This is a genomic window from Moraxella sp. CTOTU47579 (genome assembly GCF_032004885.1).
Classification (GTDB): domain Bacteria; phylum Pseudomonadota; class Gammaproteobacteria; order Pseudomonadales; family Moraxellaceae; genus Faucicola; species Faucicola tetraodonis.
The window spans coordinates 19888-44805 of record NZ_DALZOJ010000013.1; the positions used below are offsets into that span (position 1 = coordinate 19888).

Consider the following 24918-nt stretch of genomic DNA (forward strand, 5'->3'; position numbering starts at 1 on the left):
TAAATGTTTTCGATAGTCATTCCTGTTTACAATAAAGAATATAGCATAGGTCGAACATTAGAATCTATCAGTGAGCAGAGTTTTAAGAGATTTGAGTTGGTTCTTGTTAATGATGGCTCGACTGACCAATCACTTAAAGTGATTAATGATTTTATAAATACGCACCCAAATTTAGATATTATTTTAATCGATCAAAAGAATCAAGGTGTTTCAGTAGCAAGGAATGTAGGTGTTGCAAATAGTAAATATGAGTTTATTTGCTTTTTAGATGCTGATGATAATTGGGAGACTGATTTTTTAAGTATGTATAATAAGTATATAGATAAATATTCAGATGCGGGACTATGGATCTCAGGCTATAAAATAAATAATGAAAATTCAATAATGCATTTGAGTGAAGGATATATTGATAGTTTTTTTGATATTTCATCTCGTAAAACGATCTTGCATACATCCGCTGTATGTGTGAGAAAGTCTATTTTATTGGATATTGGAGGGTTCCCTGCAGGGGAAAAAGTAGGTGAAGATCTATATGTATGGGCAAGAATAGCTGAAAAATACATTTTTTGTTATATTCCTTATTGTTTAGTTAATGTTGTTCAAGAGGAAGACTCTTCAAGGGGGGGGCGTGATAATGTTAATCCATATATATTAGAATATTATTCTGTTAATAAAGATAAGCTAAGGAATAAAGAATTAAAAAAATATTTAATATACATTTATTTTGTACATTTAGTCGATTTGTGTCGTAAAAGAAACTTTCGTGCATGGGTCAAAAGATGGTTATTTGGGTTTAAGTTATTTCCTTTGGTAACTTTGATAATTTTCATTCCCTCACTTATTCCTGTTAGTCTTTTAAAGAAAGTTAAAAGTAAACTATAATCTATTTTTTGGTGAATTGTGAATATTTTAAATAGGCTACCTAATATATTCTTGCTGCTATTATTTGCAATAATTTTGTTTTTAAAGTTGTTGCTTTTTATATTGGTCAATAGTGGTTTGCTTGAAGTAGGTTTAAGTGGTGGTGATGATTCAGATTACTACGATGCCTATGCACTAGGTTATGTTGATCTTGCTGTAAATATTTGGCCTGTCATTCTAAGGTTTTTTAATGATCTTGGCTTCTATTCTCGTGATGGAATTTCTTATTTATTTTTATTTATAAATCTATTTATAATTCCTTTTATAGTGGCTAAGTTGTCTGGTCTTAATTTCCAAAACAGTCAGAAGTATTACCTTTATAGTGTTCTGCTGTGTTTAATCTATCCAACACTTTTTTTTTATACATTTGATATTTATCGTGATGTATTCATGGTTTTATCCTTTTTAGTAGGTTGTTGGGTTGTAAGAAAGTCTTTAAGCAGTTCGAGTTTTTTCATTTTTTCATTTTTTTATATACTGGCAATTTTAATAGGGTTGTTTTTGTTGGCTTTGCGCCCTTATTTAGGGTACGCATTTTTACTGGCTTTAGTTTTATGGAAAATTAAGCTAACAAAAAAACGTATTTTTTTATTTACTATTTTATATTTTTTTGCATTATTTATAGCTAATTATATTGGTATTTTTGAAAGTTTAACAGAATATCGTTCTGGTTTTGAGGAAGGTGAGGGTGGCTCTACATTAGGTTTAGACTTCTCTAATCCCGTAATGTTTATCCCTAATTTCATTCTAAGTACATTAGGGCAGCTTTTTGGTTTATATATTACTAACCCCTTGGCTATAATTTTGCTTTTGATAGAAACTTTCCCTTTTTTCATTATGCTAAAATATGTAATTAAAAATATTAAAATGGCAGATAGTTTTATACGATTTTTGTTAATATTTTTTGTAATTTATGGCAGCGTGTGGCTAATTGGTAATGATAATTTAGGTACAGCCGTAAGACTACGTATGTATAATTATTTTGCTATTTACATTAGCTTTTTTTATATCTTGAATTTGAAACGACAACAGGGGATTAAATGAAAATTATTATTATTGGTACTGTTGCCTCTAGTCTTTACACCTTTCGTAAAGATTTAATTTTATCTTTAATTGATAGAGGCTGTAAAGTTTACGCCTTCACTTCAGATAGTGATGAAAAAGAACTTACTAAAATTTCATTATTAGGTGCGATCCCTGTATTTTATAAACTGAGTCGTGGCGGTCTTAATCCTTATGAAGATTTATCTAACACGATAAGTCTTTACCAAAAAATCAAAAAAATTCAGCCCGATATCGTCCTTAGCTATTTTATCAAACCTGTCATCTATGGCACACTCGCTGCCAAACTTGCCAAAGTACCTAAAAAAATCGCTATGATAGAAGGCTTAGGCTTTGCCTTTACCGAGCAACCAAATGGCTACTCAAGAAAAGCCAAAATCGTACAACGAGTGCAAGTCGCTCTATTTAAACTGGCATTGCCATTAGCCGATAAAGTAATCTTTCTTAACCCAGATGACCCGATTGATTTATTAAAATCACACCACATTGGTGTTAAAAAAATTGAGGTTTTGGGTGGCATTGGCTTGAATCTAAAAGAATATCCATATCAGCCGATTAGTTTGGAATCTCAAACAAGATTTTTATTTATTGCTCGATTGATACGAGAAAAAGGAATTTTTGATTTTGTCGAAGCTGCTAAACTTGTGAAAAAAATCTATCCAAATGCTATTTTCACAGTGTTAGGTGGTATTGATGAGCACGCACACGGGGCAATGACAAAATTTCAATTAGATGAATTAGTCCAATCGAATATTATAGAATATCCGGGGCGGGTTAATAATGTTTCTGAATGGATAGCTAATAGCCATGTTTTTGTATTGCCGTCATACTATCGCGAAGGAGTGCCACGCAGTACCCAAGAGGCGATGGCAGTGGGGCGTGCCATCATCACCACAGATGTGCCTGGTTGTCGTGAAACTGTGATAGATGGCAAAAATGGCTTTATTGTACCAAAGTGGAATCCTGAAGCTTTGGCGGAAAAAATGATTTATTTCATCGAAAATCCAGAGCAAATTCAAGTAATGGGTGAAGAAAGTTATAAAATAGCCCAAGAAAAATTTGATGCTCGCAAGGTCAATGAGCGACTACTAAAAATTTTAGGAGTGTAAATGCTAAAACGTGCCTTTGATCTCGCCGCTTCTGCGTCTGCCCTTGTGCTACTATCGCCTGTACTTGCGATTACGGCGTATAAAGTCAAAAAAGAACTTGGCTCACCTGTGCTATTTCGTCAAATTCGTCCGGGTTTACATGGCAAGCCGTTTGAGATGATTAAATTTCGCACCATGAAGGATGCGACTGATAAAGAAGGTAACGCGCTGCCAGATAGCGAACGCTTGACAGAATTTGGTAAAAAACTGCGTGCCAGTAGCCTTGATGAGTTGCCCGAACTTTGGAATGTATTAAAAGGCGATATGAGTTTGGTTGGTCCTAGACCTTTACTTATGGAATATTTACCTTTATACAATGCCGAACAAGCCAAACGTCATAACGTGCGTCCAGGGGTGACAGGTTACGCCCAAGTCAATGGTCGCAATAGTTTGAGTTGGGAAGATAAGTTCAGGCTTGATACATGGTATGTTGAGCATCAATCATTGTGGTTAGATATGAAAATCTTGCTAAAAACCGTTATAAAAGTCATTATCAAAGACGGTATTAACCAGTCTGAAGAAGTTACCATGACTCGTTTTACTGGAAAAAAAAATGAGCAGTAATAAAATATTGTATGCTATTTATGGGGCAAGTGGCTTTGGCCGTGGTGTTATGCCCTTAGCTAGAAAACAATTAAGCTGTCTTGCTGCACCAGGTTATGAACTTGTATTCATTGATGAGGGAGCAAGCAGTGCCTTAATTAATGGTCATAAAGTATATAATTTTGAAGAATTTATAAATTTAGCAGCTCAAGATAAATATGTTGCTGTTGCCATAGCCAATAGTAGAATTCGAGAAAAACTTGTGTTGAAACTCGATTTACTAGGAATAAAACCTTGGTCTGTTTATGCAGACACAATGATTAAGATGGATGAGGTAAATATAGGTGAAGGTGCAGTTGTGTGCAACTATGTACATTTTACCTCAAATATTCAAATTGGTAAGTATTTTCATGCTAATTACTTCAGTTATATTGCTCATGACTGTGTGATTGGTGATTTTGTTACTTTTGCGCCACGGGTTAGTTGCAATGGCAATGTGCACATAGAAGATCATGCTTATATTGGAACAGGCGCGGTGTTACGTCAAGGTACACCAGATAAGCCATTAATAATTGGTAAAGGCGCTATCGTTGGCATGGGTGCCGTCGTCACTAAAGATGTACCCGCTGGCGTAACTGTCGTCGGTAACCCTGCAAGACCTTTGATTAAAAACTAAGAACCTGTATTCATAGATATTAATAATAATTCATAGATATTAATAATAAGTAGCGGAATATATTTAAATTATAATATGGAATCTTTTGAAACCCAGTTTATAAGGCATTTGAAGGACTTAAGATTATAAGATAATTTCGTTCAGTTGCTTATATTTTCTTAAATATATTAACGTATTGTGTAGAAATCTAAGGACAACAAATAAAAGTTACCCTACAGACTTAACAGATGAGCAATGGCAAATGATTGCCCTGCATTTTAGCAAAAAAGTCATTATCAAAGACGGTATCAATGCTGATGGTGAAGCAACGATGAGTAAATTTACGGGCACAACTTAAGAGAAATATCAAATGAATATTATTATAACTTCAGCAGGGCAGCGAGTTTCGTTAGTTCAATCTTTTCAATTTGAATTAAAAAAAATTTTTCCTGAATCAAAAGTATTTACCACTGATTTAAATCCAACGCTTGCCCCTGCTTGTCATATTTCCGATGGTCATTTTAAAGTACCACGAGTCACAGCCGAAAACTATATTGATGAAATAATAAAGATTTGTGAAGAAAACAATATTAAACTTATTATTCCGACTATAGACACCGAACTTTTAATGCTAAGCAAAAATACAGAAAAATTTAAATCGCATAGTATTACTGCTCTCGTTAGTGACCATGAACTGATTCAGAAATGTAGAAATAAACGATTAACCAATCAACTGTTTCAAGACCATAATATTGCAGTGCCGAAGCAATATACGCTTAATAATTTGGAGTTTCCTGTATTTGTAAAACCCTGTGATGGAAGTTTGAGTAAAGGAATCTTTATCGCAAATAGCCAGGACGATATTACACAAGAACATCGCCAAAATGAAAAGCTTATGTACATGGAGCTTATCTCAAACGATGAATTTGATGAATTCACGGTTGATTGTTACTATGATAAAAATTCAACTTTAAAATGTGTAGTGCCAAGGCAACGTCTTGTTGTAAGAGCAGGAGAGGTTAATAAAGCTGCTACTCGTAATAATATTATCGTAGAGCATTTTTTTAATAATATTGCTAAATTAAAGGGTGCGAGGGGTTGCTTGACTATTCAAGTATTTTTGCATAAAGAGCAGCCAATCATTAAAGGTATAGAAATAAATCCAAGATTCGGTGGTGGTTATCCGCTTACCTATTTATCTGGAGCAAATTATAGTAAGTGGGTATTAGAAGAATATTTATTTGATAAGGAGATTGAAGTCTATAAATCATGGGAGCAAGATTTATTAATGCTAAGGTATGACGCTGAGGTACTAGTGCATGACTTCAAAAAATAATGCAATAGTATTTGATTTGGATGATACCCTGTATCCAGAAATTGACTATCTTAAATCAGCCTATCAATTTATATCGGAAAAAATTGCACCAATTGATAAAACATTATATTCCTTAATGATTGAAAAGTATTTTAAAAATGAAAATGTTTTTGATTATGTTGAAAAAACATATAATGTTGATAAATCGCAACTTTTAAACTGGTATCGAACTCATTTTCCCCATCTTAAACTTTATCCACATGTGGAATGTTTTTTAAAAAATTTTAGAAATGATTTTAAATTTGCAATTATCACAGATGGTCGGTCAATAACCCAACGTAACAAAATTAAATCGCTTGGACTCGATTTATATATCGATACAATTATTATCTCAGAAGAGATAGGTAGCGAGAAACCCAGTCTAGCAAACTTTGACAAAGTTAAACAACTATTGAATTGTGAAAGTTATTGCTATATAGCTGACAATACTAAGAAAGATTTTGTTGCTCCAAATATGATGGGTTGGTTAACTATATGTTTAAATGACCAAGGTAATAATATACATAAACAAGATTTTTCCTTGCCTGATGAGTTTTTAGCTGATATTCGTGTTTCAAGTTGGCAAGAAATCGAAAATATCTTTTCAAAAAAGGTTAAATTAATAAGAGGTAAATAAATGTTAAACACCCAATTTTCCCCTTGGCCTAGCTTTACCCAAGAAGAAGCCGATGCCGTTTCACAGGTGCTATTGTCCAATAAAGTCAACTACTGGACGGGCACAGAATGTCGAGAGTTTGAAAAAGAATTTGCCGCATGGGCAGGGACAGACTACGCAGTGGCGCTGGCAAATGGTACATTAGCACTCGATGTTGCGTTACAAGCCATGGGTATTGGCGAGGGTGACGAAGTGATTGTCACGCCCCGTAGTTTTATCGCCAGTGTTTCAACGGTCGTCAATGCTGGTGCGATGCCGGTATTTGCAGATGTCGAAGCTGATACCGGCAATATCTCAGCGCGTACCATTGCCCCACATATTACCGACAAGACCAAAGCCATCATTTGCGTTCATCTGGCTGGTTGGCCTTGCGATATGGATGAGATTATGGCACTTGCCAAGCAGCATAACTTATGGGTCATCGAAGACTGTGCCCAAGCGCATGGTGCCAAGTACAAAGGTAAACCAGTGGGTAGTATTGGTCACGTTGGTGCTTGGAGTTTTTGTCAAGATAAAATCATGACCACAGGCGGCGAAGGTGGCATGGTCACGACCAATGACAAAGCATTATGGCAAAAAATGTGGGAGTATAAAGACCACGGTAAAAACTACGATAGCATTTATCATAAACAACACCCACCGGGTTTTCGCTGGTTACATGACAGCTTTGGCACCAATTGGCGCATGATGGAAATGCAAGCGGTGATTGGTCGTATTCAGCTTAAAAAAATGGCTGAGTGGACCAACATTCGTACACAAAACGCCAAGATTTTGCGTGATGCTCTAACACAATTTTCAGGTTGGCAACAATTTTTACGCATACCAGATATAGCATTTCACCAAGTCATGGGTGGCGATTCTGTCCATGCGTATTATAAATACTATGTGTATGTGAGACCTGAAAACTTGCCAGAGAATATCAATCGAGATAGTATTTTAAATGCGCTTAATGAGAAAAAAATTCCTTGTTTCTCTGGCTCTTGTTCAGAAATTTATTTAGAAAAAGCATTTGACAATCATCCATCGCGTCCCAACGCGCGATTGACAGTTGCTAAAGAATTAGGAGAAACCAGCTTGATGTTTTTAATCCACCCGACATTGACAACAAATGAAATGCAAACGATTGCGACTACCACGGTTGATGTACTAACCACTCTATTCAATGCCAATACATAAATTGTGAGCCTCGTATGACAAATAAAACGGTTAAATATCTCTCATTGGGTGTGCTACTTGGACTCTCACAATTTAGTCAGGCAGGTCAATTAGTTCAAATTGATAGTGATCTACGTCAAACACTTGAGATTTTAAAAATCAATGGTGTGCTAAATGTTGATATATCAACTTGGCCGATTAGTTCAGAAGCCATACAGACCGCCTTGAGTCAAGCGCAGCCCAAATCAGACAATGACAAACTGTTACTGGGTAAAGTTAAACAAAAGCTTGAAGCCAACGATGTATCCAAGCTACAAATAGTAAGCAACATCAATGGTGACGAGCGCGCTGTGTTTAGCGGATTTAATACAGAAGGCAATACGGTGACGCCTTTGGGTGTTAGTGTGTCACATAGCCATGCAGGTGATAACATTGATTACAAAATTCAAGGCACCTTAAATGTCGAAGATGATGAGCCTAGCAAGTCGTCTAATCTTGATGGCAGCTACCTCGGTACCAAATTAGGCAATCATCGCCTTGCCTTTGGTAGTATTCCGGTATGGTGGGGCAACGGCGTTGATGGCAGTTTAATTCGCAGTGATGCGGCTAGACCTGTCACGGGCTTTTTAATGCAGCGTGCTAATAATAGCCCCATTAATTTTCCTGTATTATCAAAATTGGGTAATTTTAATTACCAAATAACGGCTGGGCAATTACAAGACTATAAAGCAGAGCCTCACACCAAATTGATTGGCATGCGAGCGAGTTTTGAGCCGCATGAAGCGTTTCAAATCGGCGCATCGCGTTCATTGATGTGGGGGGGGGATAATAAGTCCGAAAGCCTAAAGTCTTTAGGTAAGGCTTTAATCGGCACATATGATAATGGCGGCGAAGATGAAGATCCCTCAAACCAAATCGCAGGAATTGATGCACAGCTAAATTTAAAACCGTTGGTGAATTTGCCGGCGAGTGTCTATGGTGAATTTATTGGGGAAGATGAAGCAGGTGGTTTGCCAAGTAAAAAGGCGTATTTGGCAGGGTTAAAAGGTACAATCCCGCTGTTTCAACAGCCTTGGCTCTGGCATGCAGAATGGGCGAATACTTACTATGACCTTGATAAAACCAATACTATTTACACCCATAGCATTTATAAAGATGGTTATTATCAAAAGGGCTTGCCGCTAGGTCATCCGATTGGTGGGGATGGTGAAATCATTAGTGTGGGGCTATCAGGTAATATTAACGCTAACAACCAGCTCGGGTTAAAATACGCCAACGCCAAAGTCAATCAATCTAATCAAGTGATTAATGCTGCCTTCCCAACCAAGCAAGATTTGGATATTGTCGAAGCCGATTGGAAACATAAATATAATGACAAAACCTCGGTTAAACTGGGTATTTGGGGTAAAAAAGACAGCATCAGCGATGATAAAGATGCGGGTGGTAATTTGGTGTTAGAGTATAGCTACTAATTTTGAGTTATAAAAAAAGCCCAAGTAGGGCTTTTTTTATGATTTTACGGTTTAACTTTTACTGTTCAACTTTTATTGCTCGACAAAGGCACGTTCAACCACATAATCACCCGTACCACCCATACGAGGTGATGGTTTAAGACCAAATTCATCGAGTAGTGCTGCCACGTCTTTATTCATAGATGGACTACCACAAATCATTGCGCGGTCATCGCTTGCATTGATGGGTGGTAATCCGATGTCTTGGAATAACTTGCCTGATTTCATTAAATCGGTCATACGCCCTTCATTGCGAAACGGCTCACGCGTGACGGTGGGGTAATAGATGAGTTTATCTTTAACGTATTCACCCAGTAGCTCATCTTCAAACAAGTCTTTTTCAAACATCTCACGGTAGCCTAGCTCACTCACATAACGTACGCCATGCACCACGATAACTTTCTCAAAACGCTCATACACTTCTGGGTCACGGGCAAGTGACAAAAATGGTGCCAACCCTGTACCCGTTGCTAGCATATACAAATGCTTGCCAGGATTTAGGTCATCAAGCACCAGGGTGCCAGTGGGTTTTTTACTCACCAATAATTTATCACCCACTTTGATATGCTGTAAAATAGACGTCAAAGGACCATCTTGGACTTTGATAGAATAAAATTCGAGCTCTTCATCATAGTTGGTGCTAGCAATTGAATAGGCACGCATCAAAGGTTTTCCATTGACTTCCAGACCAATCATGGCAAATTCACCATTCCTAAAACGTAAACCTGCATTACGGGTAGTTTTTAGGGTAAATAATGTGTCATTCCAATGATGCACATAGGTAACGGTTTCTTCATAAAATTTTGACATAGCGCCCAACCTTGTATTGGTCATAGAGAAAAATAAAAGTGAATAAAGAATAAAAAAAGCGGGTTAATATTGACATTCTGGGGCGATATGATAGCAAATTTTTGATGATTTAGTCGAATTTGGGCGTAAAAAAATGGCATAATCATAGTTTAAAATATCATATTTTAACGATCCATTATGTTACCACAACAAATTACCCTGCCGATTATCGGCATTGTGAACTCTCCACTTAAACAAAAGTTTGGCACGCCTCGCCAGCCCAATCTTGTCGATATCAACGCTACTATCAGCATGTTGCCGCCCTACAATGTGCTCAGTGCTTTTGAAGGCATTGGGCAATTTAGTCATCTTTGGATTATATGGCAGTTTCATCAAAATCGAATCAATGCAAATCAGTCAAATTTTCAGCCAACAGTCCGTCCACCGAGACTTGGTGGCAACCAAAAGATTGGGGTCTTTGCCAGTCGAAGTATGTATCGACCGGCAAATATTGGATTGTCAGTGGTCAAATTTTCACATATTAAAAACAGCGAGGAGGGCTTGAGGCTGCATATCATCGGCGGTGATATGATAGATGGTACGCCAGTCATTGATATCAAACCATATTTGCCTTATAGCGATAGTATCGATGATGCGATTGCTGGGTATGCCAGCCAAAAACCCATCATCAAGTCGGTGCATTGGCATCCAGATTTATTGCAGGATTTATCCAATATTGCAATAAAAAGTCAGCTGAATCAAACAGATTGGCAAACCATCGAGCAACTCATCGCCCAAGACCCCAGACCTGCGTATCGACAACAAGCGCTTAATAGCACATTTGTCATGCGTTATCAAAATGTCGATGTTCATTTTAGCCAGATAGCGGATAGTGTTTTGCAAATTCAAGCGATTGAGCTATTAAACTAAACCGCGGCATGATGATATGAAAGTTTTTATCTAGCAGTATATTGCTACACTGTTTCAAAAATTTTTACTTGTTCACAAAATACTGACTATCTAGCGTGATTATTCGCTATATTTTTTTTGATTATTTAGTATGATATGGGCTGTATTTTACTTAGATAACGTTAGGACACCGTATGATTAAACTGGGCAAAATCAGTCAAGCTATGATAGGCATGCTGTTAATGGGCGTCACCGTGAGTGGTATCGCTGAAGATAAAAATGGCGATACCATCGCAATCGATATGTCAGAATTATCGACCACCAAAGAAGAAGTGGCGGTATTACAAGTGTTATCAGAAATCTGCCCACCAATGCTGAATAAATCGCAACAAACAGCGTTTAACACTGCTTATAATGTCGAGCTAAAAAAATTAATGCCGACCATCAGCGATCCTCGTTTAGCGGTGCAGTACTTATCCTCTCAGCAAGATTACAAGCAAATTTTGAATGAAACCCGCCAATGGACACTCAGTTATCCAAAAGCGGAGAATCTTGAACTATGCAAAGACCTTGCCAACAGTAAATAATAATTTAAGTCAAGTTATGCTATCCACCCCCTAACTGGTTTAGGGGGTTTTATTTAGGATAAATCGTTGATTTTTAGACCGAATACAGTGTTGAATTACGATTTTTTTTGCTAATATAGGCAATTTGTTTTACCAAGCGTCCAAGCAAACAGGTCGCATTTGATTTGAGCTAAGAGTGAGTGAGATGAAAGCAATCGCAATACCGCAATATACCCAACGTCTGATGGTCGGCACTTTTGTCGCCGCCAGTTTTTTTGCCACAACTGTACAGGCAAATGCCGCCATACAACAGCCTGAACTAGACAATTCTGCTTTTATCTTAATTGACTATGATACGGGTACGGTATTGGCTCAAAAAAATGCCGCTCAGCCATTCCCACCTGCGTCATTGACCAAAATGATGACCAGTTACATCATTGAGCAGCGGCTGCTATCAGGGGCATTAAAAGAAAATGAACCCATCCTCATGACCCCAGAGGCTTGGTGTAAAGGCTCAAGTAAAGAGTCTTGTATGTATGTCCCTGTCAATACAACCGCCCCTGTGATTGATATGTTAAAAGGTATTATTATCCAATCGGGTAATGATGCATCAAAAGCGATGGCACAGCACATTGGCGGTAGCGAAACCACGTTTGCCGATTTGATGAATGAAGAAGCCAAAAAAATTGGCATGACCCATACGCATTTTATGAATGCGACCGGTATGCCACAAGAAGGCCATCAAGCGTCTGCCGAAGATTTGGCGAAACTTGCCCAAGCCATTATTAAGAACAGCAAAAAGTATTATCCCATCTATAGCCAAAAACAATTTACTTATAACGGCATCACCCAAGGCAACCGCAATGCGTTATTGTTCACCGATCCAACGGTAGACGGTCTAAAGACAGGGCATACCGACGAAGCAGGTTACTGTCTAGTAGCGTCGAGTAAACGCGGTGATATGCGCCTGATTTCAGTGATTATGGGTACTAAAAGCGTGCAAGAGCGCGCAGACCAATCGCGTAACTTACTCAACTGGGGGTTTAGTAATTTTGCCACTAAAATTGCCGCCCCGGCACAAAAAAACTACGGCAGCGTGCCAGTCAACTTCGGTGCTGTCGATAAAGTCAACGTCGTCAGCAAAGGCAATTTACAAGTCCTAGTGCCAAAGCTAGATCAAGAAAAAATCAGTACCGTGGTCAATTTGCCAGCCGATGTCAAAGCGCCGTTAGCGCAGGGGCAAGAAGTGGGTAAGCTGGTTGCTATGCTCAATGGTAAACCTGTGGCGTCTGTCCCACTGGTCGCTGAGACCCAAGTTCAAGAAGCAGGAATTTTTAAACGTATGTGGCAACATATCGTGGTGTTTTTTAAAGGTTTATTTTAAGTTACAAAAAAAATTACAAAGAGAAAAACCCTTCACATGAAACGAAGGGTTTTTTTTAACTCAAATTTTAACTCAAAATATGGGACAGCTCTTTAATATATTGATCGGGTGTATCGTCTATTACTTCTTTTTTGACAAAATAATCAACCCCCGCTATTTTTAGCAGTTCGATGGTATGCGGATTTAACGCTTTGCTGTCATAAACACAAATAATGGTGACTCTGCCTTTTTGTTCAAGCTCACGAAATTTGCTGACAAAGTCTAATATCGCTTGATAATGAATATTTCGCGAGATAAACAGCGCATCCACCGTATGAGAGGACAAATAATCTTCAAGAAGTTCGCTACTGGTAAACGTCTCAACTTTAGCACCGGCATTTTCCATGCGTTTGGCTTTTTCGAATAAATCTTCATAGTGATACCAAACGACAATATGTTTATTTATCAATAAATTGCGCTCATAATTGTGTTTGCAATCTTTTAGCAGTAACGATACCTGAAAATTGGTACCCACATCAGGTTCGCTGGTAACTGTGATGCTGCCTTTCATCAGTTCTAGTAGTTTTTTCACTAGAAATAATCCCGCAGAATTATTTGAGGAGGTATGCTTTATTTCAGGATTAATTTGGAAAAAAGGTTCAAAAATCTGCTCTAAATGTTCCTTGGCAATGCCTATACCGGTATCTTCAATCTGCAACATCCACCGTACTTGCGTTTGTAAATGTTGCAACTGCGAGGTGATGGTTATGCTGCCTTTATCAGTAAATTTAATCGCATTTTCTACCAATGAACTAATAATTAAAGTGATTTTTTGAATATCGCCTTCTAGGACATAGTCGGCGTGATAGGGCTTTGCTGTTAAGGCAATATTTTTCTCGGCAGCAAAAGGCTGGTAGTCATTGACAATTTGCGTGATTAACGCCGTTGGACTAAATTGGTAGGCGCTGACGCCTGTTTGACCTTTATCGATACGGTTAATTTGGATGATTTGATCCAGCTTAGCGTTCAAATCATCTTTACCCAAACTAATAATTTCAACGGCATCTTTTTGCTCAGCGCTGATATATTGATTGTGTAATAGCTGTAAACCCGATTCGATACGACTCACAGAGGATTTGAACTCATGAATCAAAATATTTTCAAATTTTGAGCTATGCTCAAGCTGCTTAATTTGGGTTTCTTCAAGGGTATTTTTTTCTTGGCGCAGGGTGTCGATTTGGGCAATTTGCGCCTTGCGCTTGTTGATCAAATACACCAAGGCTTTTTCAAATACCCAAGCCTCATTACTCTTTGGTAGCCGATACGCCTCTGCCTGTGAAAACTCATCTTGCAAAATTTGATGGCTTAAATTTTCAAGTTTCGGCAAACGATGGGTTAAATGTTGCACCTTTTGCACCACAAACCACAAATTTAGCAGCGCAATAAATGATAGCACAAACATTAACGGCAAATGTTGCCAAAACCATTGCTGGCGAATAGTTTGTAGGTCAAGGGTAAGATTACTATAGCCAATTAGCTGGTCGACTTTAGTGTTTCTTTGATTGGGCGTTAATTTTAACAAATTGATTTTAACAGGTTCGCTCAATCCGTAATAGCGCTCAAAAAGCACTTCAGTGACTTTAATTGGACGGTTAGTCGGATGCTGCTGCTGATCAAATGGAAAAAACACAATGCTTTCGTACTGCGGCATTTCGCTTAACAGTTTGTCAATGCTAGCGGTTGTCACACTGTTAGGACTGCTGGCAATAGACTGGGCAAGTAGATAATTTATCTTACTCGCCTGTTTGATTTCAGATTGCACGGTTTGGGTCAAGTCGACTAAGGTATAAATCGCAAGGCAAATAAATAAAACCAATAAAAAGGGTATCGCAATGATACGCTTTACCCCAATTTGATAACCTAAAGTGTTCTGTACCATTCACTCATCCCTTAAAACGCCAATCTTAACATCGCCTTAACGTTTTTTGCCGCGTTTTTTGAATTTTTGCACCTCTCGACGTTTACGTTCTTTTTGCGCATCCGTCATGGTATTGGTGCGACCTGCGTAAGGGTTGGCGTTTTGTTTAAACTCAACCCGAATCGGGGTGCCTTCAAGCTTGAATACTTTGCGAAATTCGTTTTCTAGGTAGCGACGATAACTGTTTGGCACCTGGCTGGTTTGATTGCCATGAATCACAATAATTGGTGGATTATGACCGCCTAAATGCGCAAAGCGCAATTTAATGCGTCGCCCACCTATCATAGGGGGCTGGTGTGCAGTAACCGCATCTTGCAGAATTTGGGTCAAGCGACTGGTGGAAATATCAAACATCGCCGCATCATAGGCACGGTGAATCGATGGGTAAAGATTGCCAACGCCTGTCCCATGAAGCGCAGAGATTAAATGAACCTTTACATAAGGGATAAAGTTAAAACGTCGATCCATTTCAATTTTGACAAAATTCTTTTGGTCTTGGTCAAGCCCATCCCATTTATTAATGGCAAGTACCATCGCGCGACCTGCTTCTAAGGCGTAGCCCAACAAGTTCAAATCCTGATCGGTAATGCCTTCTTGCGCATCAATGACCACGATGACCACATGGGCATCTTTGATGGCTTGCAAGGTTTTTACCACAGAAAATTTTTCAACTTTTTCATCAATACGTCCACGGCGACGCACGCCCGCGGTATCAATCAACACATAATGTCTGTTGTCACGCTCGTAAGGAATATAGATACTATCGCGCGTGGTACCTGGCATATCAAAAACCACCACACGTTCTTCACCAAGCAAGCGATTGACAAGCGTAGATTTGCCGACGTTGGGTCTGCCAATGATGGCGATACGTAAGCCATCAGGTGCTTGTTCTTCTTGGTCATCGGTGGGCATATTAGCAGTGACGGCTTCTAATAAATTGCCCACCCCACGTCCGTGACTGGCTGCCATAGGAAATGGTTCACCAAAACCTAACGCATAAAATTCATGAATCGCCGCTTCATGGACGCCATCCATTTTATTGGCGGCTAAAAACACGGGCTTGCCAAGGGTATGAAGTTGTTTGGCAATAACTTCATCAGCGCCCGTGATACCCACGCGGCTATCAACCACAAACACAATGATATCTGCTTCATGGATAGCGGTATGCGATTGGTGCGACATATAATCATCAATGGTGCCGTCACCTTCATCCACTTCGCCAATACCACCGGTATCGATGACGATAAAGGATTTTTCTTCAAAGGTTGCGTCGCCATATTGACGGTCGCGGGTAAGACCTGCCAAATCAGCAACCAAGGCTTGACGACTGCGGGTCAACTGATTAAATAGGGTGGACTTGCCAACGTTCGGACGGCCAATCAAGGCAACAACTGGTTTCATAAATTTAATTTCCAAAATTTTCAAAAAGCAAGATTTTCAACAAGCAAGATTTTAAACACGCTTGAAAAATTCATTATTTCTATAACTTAACAAACCCAACATCGCGCTGCAATGCTGGGTTGTCATTTAAACTCACACTTTTATCAGTCTGGGCTGCTCATCCACTCGCCAAAACTGCCAAATGCGTGAACAGTTTAACAATTAACGATTTACTTGCCAAACACTAAGTGCGCCATTTGCGCTTTGGGCAATCAAACGGTTATTGATAAACTGTAATACCGCCACGTCGGATTTGGCTTGTTTTCTGTCAACCAGTGCCCCTGAGGTGCGGTCATACACATGCAAATAACCCATAGCATCACCAACCACCACGTAGTTGCCGATACTCACCGCGTTACTCAAACCACGATAAGACAAATTATCGGTTTGCCAATTAACCGTGCCTGTCATTTTATCCATCGCTACCAATTCGCCATCAAGCGAAGTGGCGTAAACTTGACTATCATCTGTGCCGACTGATTTTAGGCTCGCCAACTCTTTGACAAAACTTAGCTGCTGTGAAGCCATATCGGCAGCGACTAACTGACCGCTATAAGACACAACGTACAGCATATTGCCATCTAGTACGGGGGTGGCATCCACATCAGAAATTTTTTCGATATCACTACTGCCTTTGCTAATACCAAAACGTTTTGACCAAATAGGTACGCCATTATCGATATTTAAGGCATGGATACGACCATCGGCTGTCGAAACCAGCACCGTATTGCGATTGAATAAAATCGGCGTGGCACTACCGCGAACGCTTAAATTTGGATTTTGGGTGTTAAAAGTCCAAATAGGCGCGCCAGACTCTAGCGACAGCGCACTAATTTTACCATCATTGCCAAGGGTAATGACACGGTTTTGGCTGATTAGGGCAGGGGATAGGGTTACGGTGTCTAAAGGCGTTTGCCAAATAACTTTGCCAGTCATTCTGTCTAACGCAATGATGACCCCTTTGCTGTCACTAACCACGGCTACGCGAGATTGTTCATCTAGCGCCACCCCTGACATTAAGCCTTGTTTGAGTTTGGTACTCCAAAGCACTTTGCCTTGCCCATCAAATGCTTGCACACTACCGTCTACTAACGCATTCACATAGCCATTGTTGTCATACGCCACGCGAAACGCGGTAGGTTGTTGGCTGATGGTGGTTTTGTTGCGCAAATTGCCAAAGCGTTGGCTAACTTTTGTATTACTGCCTTGACTAAATAGCGGAGAAATCACATTTTGACTGCTAGCAAGTTTTACAAGCGCGGCAGGTTTATGGACATTGTCAGATTTTTTAAATTTGTCACAACCTGTCAGGGTCATCGCTACCACCAAGGCGGTTGCAAATACGGCAGGTTTCATTAAGTTTGTCGATAATGGGGTCGATTTTGTTGTTATGGTAGTCATTGTTTATCTCGTAACGTATGATAAAGTTTAAATATTGCCATTTAAAAGTGTTGCCATTTAAAAGTATTGTCAGATTAAGATTTTTTGCCTATTTTGTACTTGAGGCAACAGCGGGCGCAGATGCGGTTGCTGCAGCAGGGGCAGCATTTTCAACTTGGGTAGGTGCTTGGGTAGGTTTAGCGAGTACGCCGCCTGTTAAATCAGGTTGTTTGACGCTTAGGCCTAGGCTTTCCATTTTGATACGCAGCAATGCACGGTCTTGTGGGTTTGGGTTGTTTTGATTACGTTGTTCAATCAATTGCCAAGCCTTTTGATAATGAGTAGCAGCCGCTTTTTTATCCCCTTGTTGGTTGGCAATGTCCCCCAAAATCTCAAGTTTACTGGCTTCAAAGGCAGCGGGTAAGGGGCTTTGTAAGCGCTTTTGTGCCGCATCTGCTTGATTGTCCGACAACAGCACTTGTGCTTGGCGCAAAATGGCAATGGCTTTTAGCCCATCATCCTTGAGCGTTAACTGAGATGCTTTTTGTAGCGTTGCCGCCGCCGCTTTTAAATCATTTTTATCGGTTTGCTGTTTGGCTTGCAGCATCAAGGCTTGCCATGTATAAACCGAATTATCATGGTTAGCCACAAATTCGCCCAAGTCTTTGTCCAAATTGGTTTGCGCCGTAGTCAGTTGCGCTTGTGCTTTGGTATCGCTGGCAGCTTGGGTGGTTAGGGTCTCAATGTTGTTTTGGTCGCTTTGAATTTTGGCAAAATCGTTCGCCGCTGCGGTATCTATATTGCCGCCATGCTTTTGCCAGTAAGTCCAGCCAAAATAACCCGCTAATACCAATATAATAGCGGATAAAATATAGCCACCATATTGTTTAAGCGCGCCTAAGGATTGCTGTTCATCATTTACTAGCTTAGGTTGTACGTCTTTAACCATTACATAAAGCCTTTCAAAAAATTACTGATATAAGTTACCCATCAAATTTGGCTCAATCGGATAGATTAGATAAAATCTGGATTCTCGCTAAAAAGCATGTCACTCGCGACCGTAATTTGGTCACCGGTTGCCATTTTTTTGATGGTAATTTGCTGATTGGCGACTTCATCTTGCGCGATGATCACTGACAATTGCGCACCTGATTTGTCGGCTTTTTTCATTTGCGCTTTTAAACTCGTGGCACTCGCCATTTTCACGCGAAGATTTGAACGTCGTGTACGCAGCTCATGGGCAAATTTGATGGCATCGGTGTAAACATCAGGATGGGCGACCACAAATACATCACAGGCCGGCGTTGCCTCAAACGGCTGTACCTTTTGCATGAGTAACAACAAACGCTCAAGCCCCATGGCAAAACCTACTGCAGGCTCGGAAGCGGCTGGTTTATCACTGCCAATGGATTTGATTTGTCCGATAAGACCGTCATAACGACCCCCAGCACATACTGTCGCTTGGCTACCCAACTGGTCAGTCGTCCATTCAAATACGGTTTTATTGTAATAATCTAAACCCCTTACCAGTTTTGGATTAATCACAAAATTGATGCCGACTGCTTTAAGATAGTGTTGTAAGGCTTCAAAATGCTGCTGGCTTGCTGCCCCCAAAAAGTCAGCAAGCTTTGGGGCATTCTCTAAAATTTGTTGGGTGTTTTTATCTTTACTATCCAAAATACGTAGTGGGTTGGTGGTTAAGCGGCGCTGACTATCTTCATCTAATTGAGATTTTTTATCGGTTAAAAAATCCACCAAGGCTTTGCGATACGACAGTCGTTCGTCTATCTCACCCAAGCTATTAATCTCAAGTTGCACCACATCTAAAATACCCAATTTTTGCCACATTTGGTAGGTCATGATAATGAGCTCAGCATCGGCATCCGCCAATTCACTGCCAAAACTCTCAACCCCTAATTGGTGAAACTGACGATAACGGCCTTTTTGCGGTTGTTCATAGCGAAACATAGGACCAATGTACCAAAGTTTTGGATTGTCACCCCGCAATAAGTTATGCTCCACCACGGCACGTACCGCGCCTGCCGTGCCTTCAGGGCGTAGCGTCAATGCCGTGGGTGGGTTGGATTTGTCATAAAAACTATACATTTCCTTATCGACAATGTCAGTGGCATCGCCAATCGCACGGGCAAATAGCTGGGTTTCTTCAACGATTGGGAGGCGTATTTGCTCAAAGCCAAATTGATTGAGCACATCGATAAGGCTGCTTTCAAGTTGGCGCCATTCGCTCGATGGGCGCGTAGATTCTGTCTCAATATGTAAGATATCATTAAAACCTTTAATGGATTTTAACATGGTCAATTTCCCAAACAATGCAAACTAAAAAAATAAACGATACAAAAATTATTTAACCCGTAAGATTTCATTGGCGCGCTGGGCTTCACGCTCAGCCACTTTTTGACGGACCATGGCTTCAATCTCGTCAGCAAGCTTGGTGGTATCAATCAAATGTGATTTTTCCCCATTTTTATATACTAGGCTATTTGGACTGGCACCCACCACGCCGATATCCGATTCTTTGGCTTCCCCTGGACCATTGACTTTACAGCCAATCACCGATACATCCATTGGTTCACGGATATCCTCTAGGCGTTTTTCTAAGTCCATCATCACCCGAATCACATCAAACTCTTGGCGTGAGCAGCTGGGGCAGGCGATAAAATTCACCCCATTACTACGGATACCCAGTGATTTTAAGATATCAAAACCGATTTTAATTTCTTCTTCTGGCTCAGCAGCTAGCGAAATACGCATGGTATCGCCAATACCTTCTAGCAGTAGTCCGCCTAAGGCGATCGCAGACTTCACGGTACCGGTGCGGTACACCCCCGCTTCTGTCACACCTAGATGCAGTGGATTGTCAACTTGTGCAGAAATCAACCGATACGCATCCATGGTTAAAAACACATTACTGGCTTTGACTGAGATTTTGAATTGATCAAAGTTATTACGATCTAAAATATCAATATGGCGCATCGCCGATTCAAGCATGGCTTCACCCGTGGGTTCACCATATTTTTTTTGGATATCTTTTTCTAGTGACCCCGCGTTTACGCCAATACGCATACTAATCCCATGATGTTTGGCGGCGGCAATCACTTCACGCACTTTTTGTTCATTGCCGATATTACCTGGGTTGATACGTAAGCAGTCTGCACCTGCATCAGCCACCGCCAGTGCAATTTTATAATCAAAATGAACGTCTGCCACTAGGGGCACAGAAACTTGTCTTTTGATTTCGGCAAAGGCTTTTACACTTTTCATCGTTGGCGTTGAGACGCGCATCAGATCAGCACCGGCATCGACACAGCGCTGAATCTGTGCCACAGTGGCATCGATATCACAGGTATCGGTATTGGTCATACTTTGCACACTAATGGGGGCGTCACCGCCTACTGCGACATTACCGACGTAGATTTTTTTGGTGAGTTTACGTTTGATGGGGTTATGCGCTGACATAGGCGTTCCTATTATTATAACTGTTATAACGAATGGTTTAGCGTATTTTTAAAGTGATAAGCCGTTAAGGTTTTAACGTAAAATTGGCTTTATCGTTTTGGGCATAATTGCTTAATTTAATCGGTTGTTTGTTCAAATCCAAGCTCACGTTGCTGGCTTTGTCGATATTGACTTGAAACGGCGCTTGACCTGTCAATTGGTAACTACCGCGCGCTTGATCACCATCTAAAATCGTATTGCCTGTCGCATCGACAATGGTAATTTTGGTGGTATCTTTCACAAAAATGTCAATCGAAGCTTTAGCACCAGCTTGCCCGGTCGCTGCTGTACCACTGGCGTTATCAGCACTCACCGCAACACCGGTAATGGCAGAGCCTGTAGCGGGCAAGCCACTGGCAGTCACCGTGTTTGTCACAATCGCTGAGCCTGCATTGTTAAGCGACGCACCGCTGACTTGGTCTTGGGTTGGCATACTGGCAACAGCACTAGCGGGCGCTTGTTCAACCGAGTCATTATGTGCTTTGCTAACTTTATTAAAAATAAAAATCGCAAGCCCCAATACCAATAAAATTCCACCAATGACAAAAGGGTTAATACGCACACTGGGACGCGCTTCACGATTAAGCGTACCCATCGGCTGCATCGGGGCATTGATGACCGTGGCATATTTTTGTTTGAGGGTAGCGGGGTACTGGGCATCAAAACTTTGCGCGACCAGATTTTTATCCAAACCCAAAAAACGCCCATAGGTAGTGGCAAAACCGCGCGCAAAGGTAGGCTGTGGCAAGGCGTCAAAATCATTGGCTTCAAGCGCCCGAAGATGACTTTTTAAAATGAAAGTTTTGGCAGCCACATCGTCAATCGATAAGCCTTTTTTCTCACGGGCTTGTTTAAAACGCTGACCCAACAGTTGGGTTGTGTCATGAACAGGGGTAGAGTTTTGTTGATTGTCGGTGTTATTGCTGTTTTCCATCTTATTTCCAAGTTGACGTTGGGGTTAAAAGTCCAGAACGAATCTGCTTTGCTTCATCGCTAAGTGGATAGCGGTCTAAAAGCTGCTGCGCTAATTTTTGCATTTCGATAGGATTGTTCGCAAGTTTGGCAAGCCTAATCCCTTGCGATAAAGTGCGCGGGTCAAGGTTGGCTTGACCAATAATTTTAACCAAATCATTATACAGTGCCTGCGCCTCCAAAAATTTGCCATCGGTCAATAAAATATCAATCAGCTCTGTACGGGCGACGATGCTTTGGCGATTGGCATCGAGTGCTTTGATAAATGACTGTATCGCCAGTGGTTTGTTTTTGACCTTTAATGCTGTACGCCCTAAATTCTCTAACGCACTGGCACGACCGTCATACCCTAACGCAGAACCGGCAATTTGAAACTGGGCAATCGCTTCTTGGTTACGACTGAGTTGGGCGAGATAGACGCCATAATTGTTGTTTGCTTGACTAAAGTCAGGATTGAGGGCGATAGCATTTTTAAAATAAGCTTCGGCTTTTTGCATATTGCGCGGGCTGCCTTCTTGCTGCAATAACACGCCCATCATATCATTGGCTTCTGCTGACTTTGGATAAGACTTTAATGCACTTTCTAACTGTCGTTTGGCATCGTCTAATTTACCACCACGAATATATTCAGCGGCAATCGCGGTGCGAATTCTGGCGATTTCTTCTGGATTTTTTTCCCAACGACTGGGGTCACTGGCAGTAACTGTCTGCGTGGTGACTTGTCGGGTAGTGGTACAACCGGTTAGGCAAAGGCTGAAGCTTGAAAGGCCAATCATACCTACCGCAAAAACCTTCGATAAAAAATTTGATTTGCCCGGCATTTTATCGTCATCTATATCGTTGTCGTGTAATTGACAAAAAATAGCAGGTTGGCTATGGTATAAATGAGTTTGACGTGAGTGACATGGTGGCATAACAAACTTACTCATAATCAAATGAACTAAATTGAATAATTAAAAATTTTGACAGTCGATAACAATTTTTAATTGTCGATAAAACCCAATAGCAAAAACAAGCCTATTACTAAAAATGGCTATTACTATAGCAAAAAAACCGTGATAACACCAACCGATAAGGCTAACTTGCGCCTTTATCACGCCAAACTATTATAATGATAAAAGATTTAATGAGACGCTTTAGATTGTAACGTTTTGGACACTTTTTCTTGCCATTGTTTTGCACGGCGGGTCTTATCGGTGACTTGTCCGACCAGTTGTCCACATGCCGCATCAATGTCATCGCCACGGGTTTGGCGAATGGTACAGACAAAGCCTGCTTGGTTCAAGATATTGCTAAACGCATGGATGCGATTGTTACTAGAGCGTCCGTAAGGCGCATGCGGGAACGGATTAAACGGAATCAAATTAATTTTGCAAGGCAAATCTTTGAGCAGATTGACCAGTTGGCGGGCGTGTTCATCCGTGTCATTGACATCTTTTAACATCACATATTCGATGGTGACGTGCTTTTTATGACGGGGGTTTTCGTCATATACATAAGATTTAGCGGCGGCTATCAGCTCTTTGAGTGGATATTTTTTATTGATGGGTACCAGTTCGTTACGCAGTTCGTCATTGGGTGCATGTAGGCTGATGGCAAGTGCCACATCAATGTCTTTGGCGAGCTCATACATCTTTGGCACGATGCCCGATGTTGATAGGGTGACGCGGCGTTTGGATAATCCAAAACCAAAATCATCGAGCATCAATGACATACTGGCTACCACAGGCTCATAATTTAACAGCGGTTCACCCATGCCCATCATCACCACATTGGTAACCCGATTTTCACGTTCAGTGACAGGCACATTTTCCATATAAGACTGGTTGGCCACCCACAGCTGTCCGATAATTTCGCTAGGGGATAAGTCTCGCTCAAAGCCTTGTTTACCGGTGCTACAAAACGAGCAGTCAAGCGCACAGCCGACTTGGGAGGAAATACACAAGGTTTTACGTCCAAACTGTTTGTTATCGTCAGCAGGGATGAGTACAGTTTCCACCAGCGAGCCACCTGCTACTTCAAACACCCATTTGCGGGTGCCATCTTCGCTAAATTGTTTAAACTTTACCGTTGGGGGCGAAACAGTTGCCACTTCATCCAATGTTTCTTGTAGTTTTTTGGACAAATTCGTCATTTGATAAAAATCGGTCACGCCAAACTGATAAATCCACTTCATGACTTGGGTGGCGCGAAACGGTTTTTCGCCGAGCTTGGCAAAAAATTGTCCAAGTTCAGCCTTACTCATGCCAAGTAGATTGGTTTTGTTGGTTTGAGGTTGAAAATGTTGAACAACAGGGATTTTTTCGGTCATAGAAATAGGTTTGGTGGTAGATAATCAAACTTGCTATTATAGCAATATTTAATCAAAAAGTCATGATTAACTGGAGATGAAAATGGGTATTTACCAAGTTCGTGTTGAAGAAAATAAAGATTTTGACTTCATTCAAACATTAATTCAATTTGCGTTTGCCGATGCAGAATATAGCGACCATCAAGAGCATTTTTTAGTGCAAAAATTACGAACAGATACTGCCTTTTTGCCAAATTTAGCTTTGGTTGCGTGTGATGAGCAGGGCAATATTGTTGGACATATTATGTTTAGTGAGGCAATAGTGGATAAAACGAAAGTTTTGGCACTCGCCCCATTGTCGATAGCGCCTACCAATCAAAATCAAGGAATCGGTACAACTTTGATAAACGTTGCTCATGAGCAAATCAAAAAATTAGATTATCCGTGTGTCGTTGTGTTGGGACATCCAAATTATTATGCAAAGTTTGGTTATGAATCTGCCGAAAAATTTGGCATACAAGCTCCGTTTGAAGTGCCTGAAGGTGCGCTTCGAGTATTGCTATTAACGAATGATATACCAAAGGGTGTGATAGAATATGCTAGAGCATTTTTTTAAGATTAGTAAGTAATTGGACTATATATAGTTAAAGAAATCTAGAAGTGCTACAATAACAAAATGGCATACTCAAC

Annotated in this window: 23 protein-coding genes; 13 read left to right on the forward strand and 10 right to left on the reverse strand. The window is 40.4% G+C overall.

Annotation, left to right across the window (positions count from 1 at the left end; all coding sequences use genetic code 11):
- Positions 1–3: 3 nt before the first annotated feature.
- From RTP55_RS08955 to RTP55_RS08995, 9 genes are all read left to right on the forward strand, one after another.
- A complete protein-coding gene (locus tag RTP55_RS08955) occupies positions 4–882 on the forward strand; it encodes a glycosyltransferase family 2 protein (RefSeq protein WP_095355341.1) in 879 nt (292 codons plus the stop codon).
- Between the two features lie 72 nt (positions 883–954).
- A complete protein-coding gene (locus tag RTP55_RS08960; RefSeq protein ID WP_409418433.1) occupies positions 955–1965 on the forward strand; it encodes a hypothetical protein in 1011 nt (336 codons plus the stop codon).
- Positions 1962–3092 (forward strand): glycosyltransferase family 4 protein, encoded by a 1131-nt coding sequence (locus RTP55_RS08965; RefSeq protein ID WP_312385654.1) that lies wholly within the window; start codon positions 1962–1964, stop codon positions 3090–3092. The genes RTP55_RS08960 and RTP55_RS08965 overlap by 4 nt, the downstream gene beginning before the upstream one ends.
- Entirely contained in the window at positions 3093–3695 is a 603-nt protein-coding gene (locus RTP55_RS08970; protein ID WP_312385656.1) for a sugar transferase, read from the forward strand.
- Entirely contained in the window at positions 3685–4350 is a 666-nt protein-coding gene (locus tag RTP55_RS08975; RefSeq protein ID WP_312385657.1) for an acetyltransferase, read from the forward strand. Before RTP55_RS08970 ends, RTP55_RS08975 begins: the two co-directional genes overlap by 11 nt.
- A gap of 349 nt (positions 4351–4699) precedes the next feature.
- Positions 4700–5665 carry an ATP-grasp domain-containing protein gene (locus RTP55_RS08980; RefSeq protein WP_312385658.1) on the forward strand — a complete coding sequence of 322 codons (966 nt, stop codon included), beginning with the start codon at positions 4700–4702 and terminating at the stop codon, positions 5663–5665.
- Positions 5649–6320, forward strand: a complete 672-nt coding sequence (locus RTP55_RS08985) for an HAD family hydrolase (RefSeq protein WP_312385659.1) — start codon at positions 5649–5651, stop codon at positions 6318–6320. Before RTP55_RS08980 ends, RTP55_RS08985 begins: the two co-directional genes overlap by 17 nt.
- Positions 6321–7535 carry a DegT/DnrJ/EryC1/StrS family aminotransferase gene (locus tag RTP55_RS08990; RefSeq protein WP_312385660.1) on the forward strand — a complete coding sequence of 405 codons (1215 nt, stop codon included), beginning with the start codon at positions 6321–6323 and terminating at the stop codon, positions 7533–7535.
- Between the two features lie 14 nt (positions 7536–7549).
- Positions 7550–8986, forward strand: a complete 1437-nt coding sequence (locus RTP55_RS08995) for a capsule assembly Wzi family protein (RefSeq protein WP_312385661.1) — start codon at positions 7550–7552, stop codon at positions 8984–8986.
- A 72-nt stretch (positions 8987–9058) separates the two neighbouring features.
- Here RTP55_RS08995 and RTP55_RS09000 read toward each other — a convergent pair whose 3' ends face one another.
- Positions 9059–9835, reverse strand: a complete 777-nt coding sequence (locus tag RTP55_RS09000; protein ID WP_312385663.1) for a ferredoxin--NADP reductase — start codon at positions 9833–9835, stop codon at positions 9059–9061.
- 177 nt (positions 9836–10012) lie between these two features.
- On the opposite strand from RTP55_RS09000, the gene tsaA reads away from it, so the two are divergent.
- The 3 genes from tsaA to RTP55_RS09015 all read left to right on the forward strand — a co-directional run bounded on the left by tsaA (position 10013) and on the right by RTP55_RS09015 (position 12673).
- Positions 10013–10744 carry a tRNA (N6-threonylcarbamoyladenosine(37)-N6)-methyltransferase TrmO gene (tsaA, locus tag RTP55_RS09005; RefSeq protein ID WP_312385664.1) on the forward strand — a complete coding sequence of 244 codons (732 nt, stop codon included), beginning with the start codon at positions 10013–10015 and terminating at the stop codon, positions 10742–10744.
- A 173-nt stretch (positions 10745–10917) separates the two neighbouring features.
- On the forward strand, positions 10918–11310 hold the full coding sequence (locus tag RTP55_RS09010) for an MCR_0457 family protein (RefSeq protein WP_312385665.1): 393 nt from the start codon (positions 10918–10920) through the stop codon (positions 11308–11310).
- Positions 11311–11533: 223 nt separating this feature from the next.
- Positions 11534–12673 (forward strand): D-alanyl-D-alanine carboxypeptidase family protein, encoded by a 1140-nt coding sequence (locus RTP55_RS09015; RefSeq protein WP_313379382.1) that lies wholly within the window; start codon positions 11534–11536, stop codon positions 12671–12673.
- Between the two features lie 67 nt (positions 12674–12740).
- On the opposite strand, the gene RTP55_RS09020 is transcribed toward RTP55_RS09015, so the two are convergent.
- The 9 genes from RTP55_RS09020 to rlmN form a co-directional block, all read right to left on the reverse strand.
- On the reverse strand, positions 12741–14591 hold the full coding sequence (locus tag RTP55_RS09020) for a sensor histidine kinase (protein ID WP_312385669.1): 1851 nt from the start codon (positions 14589–14591) through the stop codon (positions 12741–12743).
- Between the two features lie 36 nt (positions 14592–14627).
- A complete protein-coding gene (gene der, locus RTP55_RS09025) occupies positions 14628–16031 on the reverse strand; it encodes a ribosome biogenesis GTPase Der (RefSeq protein WP_312385671.1) in 1404 nt (467 codons plus the stop codon).
- 201 nt (positions 16032–16232) lie between these two features.
- On the reverse strand, positions 16233–17471 hold the full coding sequence (bamB, locus tag RTP55_RS09030) for an outer membrane protein assembly factor BamB (RefSeq protein ID WP_312385672.1): 1239 nt from the start codon (positions 17469–17471) through the stop codon (positions 16233–16235).
- Positions 17472–17559: 88 nt separating this feature from the next.
- Positions 17560–18399 carry a YfgM family protein gene (locus RTP55_RS09035; protein WP_312385673.1) on the reverse strand — a complete coding sequence of 280 codons (840 nt, stop codon included), beginning with the start codon at positions 18397–18399 and terminating at the stop codon, positions 17560–17562.
- A gap of 65 nt (positions 18400–18464) precedes the next feature.
- Positions 18465–19763 carry a histidine--tRNA ligase gene (gene hisS, locus RTP55_RS09040; protein WP_312385675.1) on the reverse strand — a complete coding sequence of 433 codons (1299 nt, stop codon included), beginning with the start codon at positions 19761–19763 and terminating at the stop codon, positions 18465–18467.
- Between the two features lie 48 nt (positions 19764–19811).
- Positions 19812–20927 carry a flavodoxin-dependent (E)-4-hydroxy-3-methylbut-2-enyl-diphosphate synthase gene (gene ispG / locus RTP55_RS09045; protein WP_312385677.1) on the reverse strand — a complete coding sequence of 372 codons (1116 nt, stop codon included), beginning with the start codon at positions 20925–20927 and terminating at the stop codon, positions 19812–19814.
- 64 nt (positions 20928–20991) lie between these two features.
- Positions 20992–21900: a helix-turn-helix domain-containing protein gene (locus tag RTP55_RS09050; protein WP_099808110.1), complete on the reverse strand. Its 909-nt coding sequence runs from the start codon at positions 21898–21900 to the stop codon at positions 20992–20994.
- A gap of 1 nt (position 21901) precedes the next feature.
- Complete coding sequence (pilW, locus tag RTP55_RS09055; RefSeq protein WP_159676350.1) at positions 21902–22852, reverse strand: type IV pilus biogenesis/stability protein PilW; 951 nt, start codon at positions 22850–22852, stop codon at positions 21902–21904.
- Between the two features lie 209 nt (positions 22853–23061).
- The gene (gene rlmN / locus RTP55_RS09060) at positions 23062–24249 is read right to left on the reverse strand and encodes a dual-specificity RNA methyltransferase RlmN (protein WP_312385680.1); all 1188 of its coding nucleotides are present in this window, start codon (positions 24247–24249) and stop codon (positions 23062–23064) included.
- An 82-nt stretch (positions 24250–24331) separates the two neighbouring features.
- On the opposite strand from rlmN, the gene RTP55_RS09065 reads away from it, so the two are divergent.
- Positions 24332–24844: a GNAT family N-acetyltransferase gene (locus RTP55_RS09065; RefSeq protein WP_312175919.1), complete on the forward strand. Its 513-nt coding sequence runs from the start codon at positions 24332–24334 to the stop codon at positions 24842–24844.
- Positions 24845–24918: the final 74 nt, after the last annotated feature.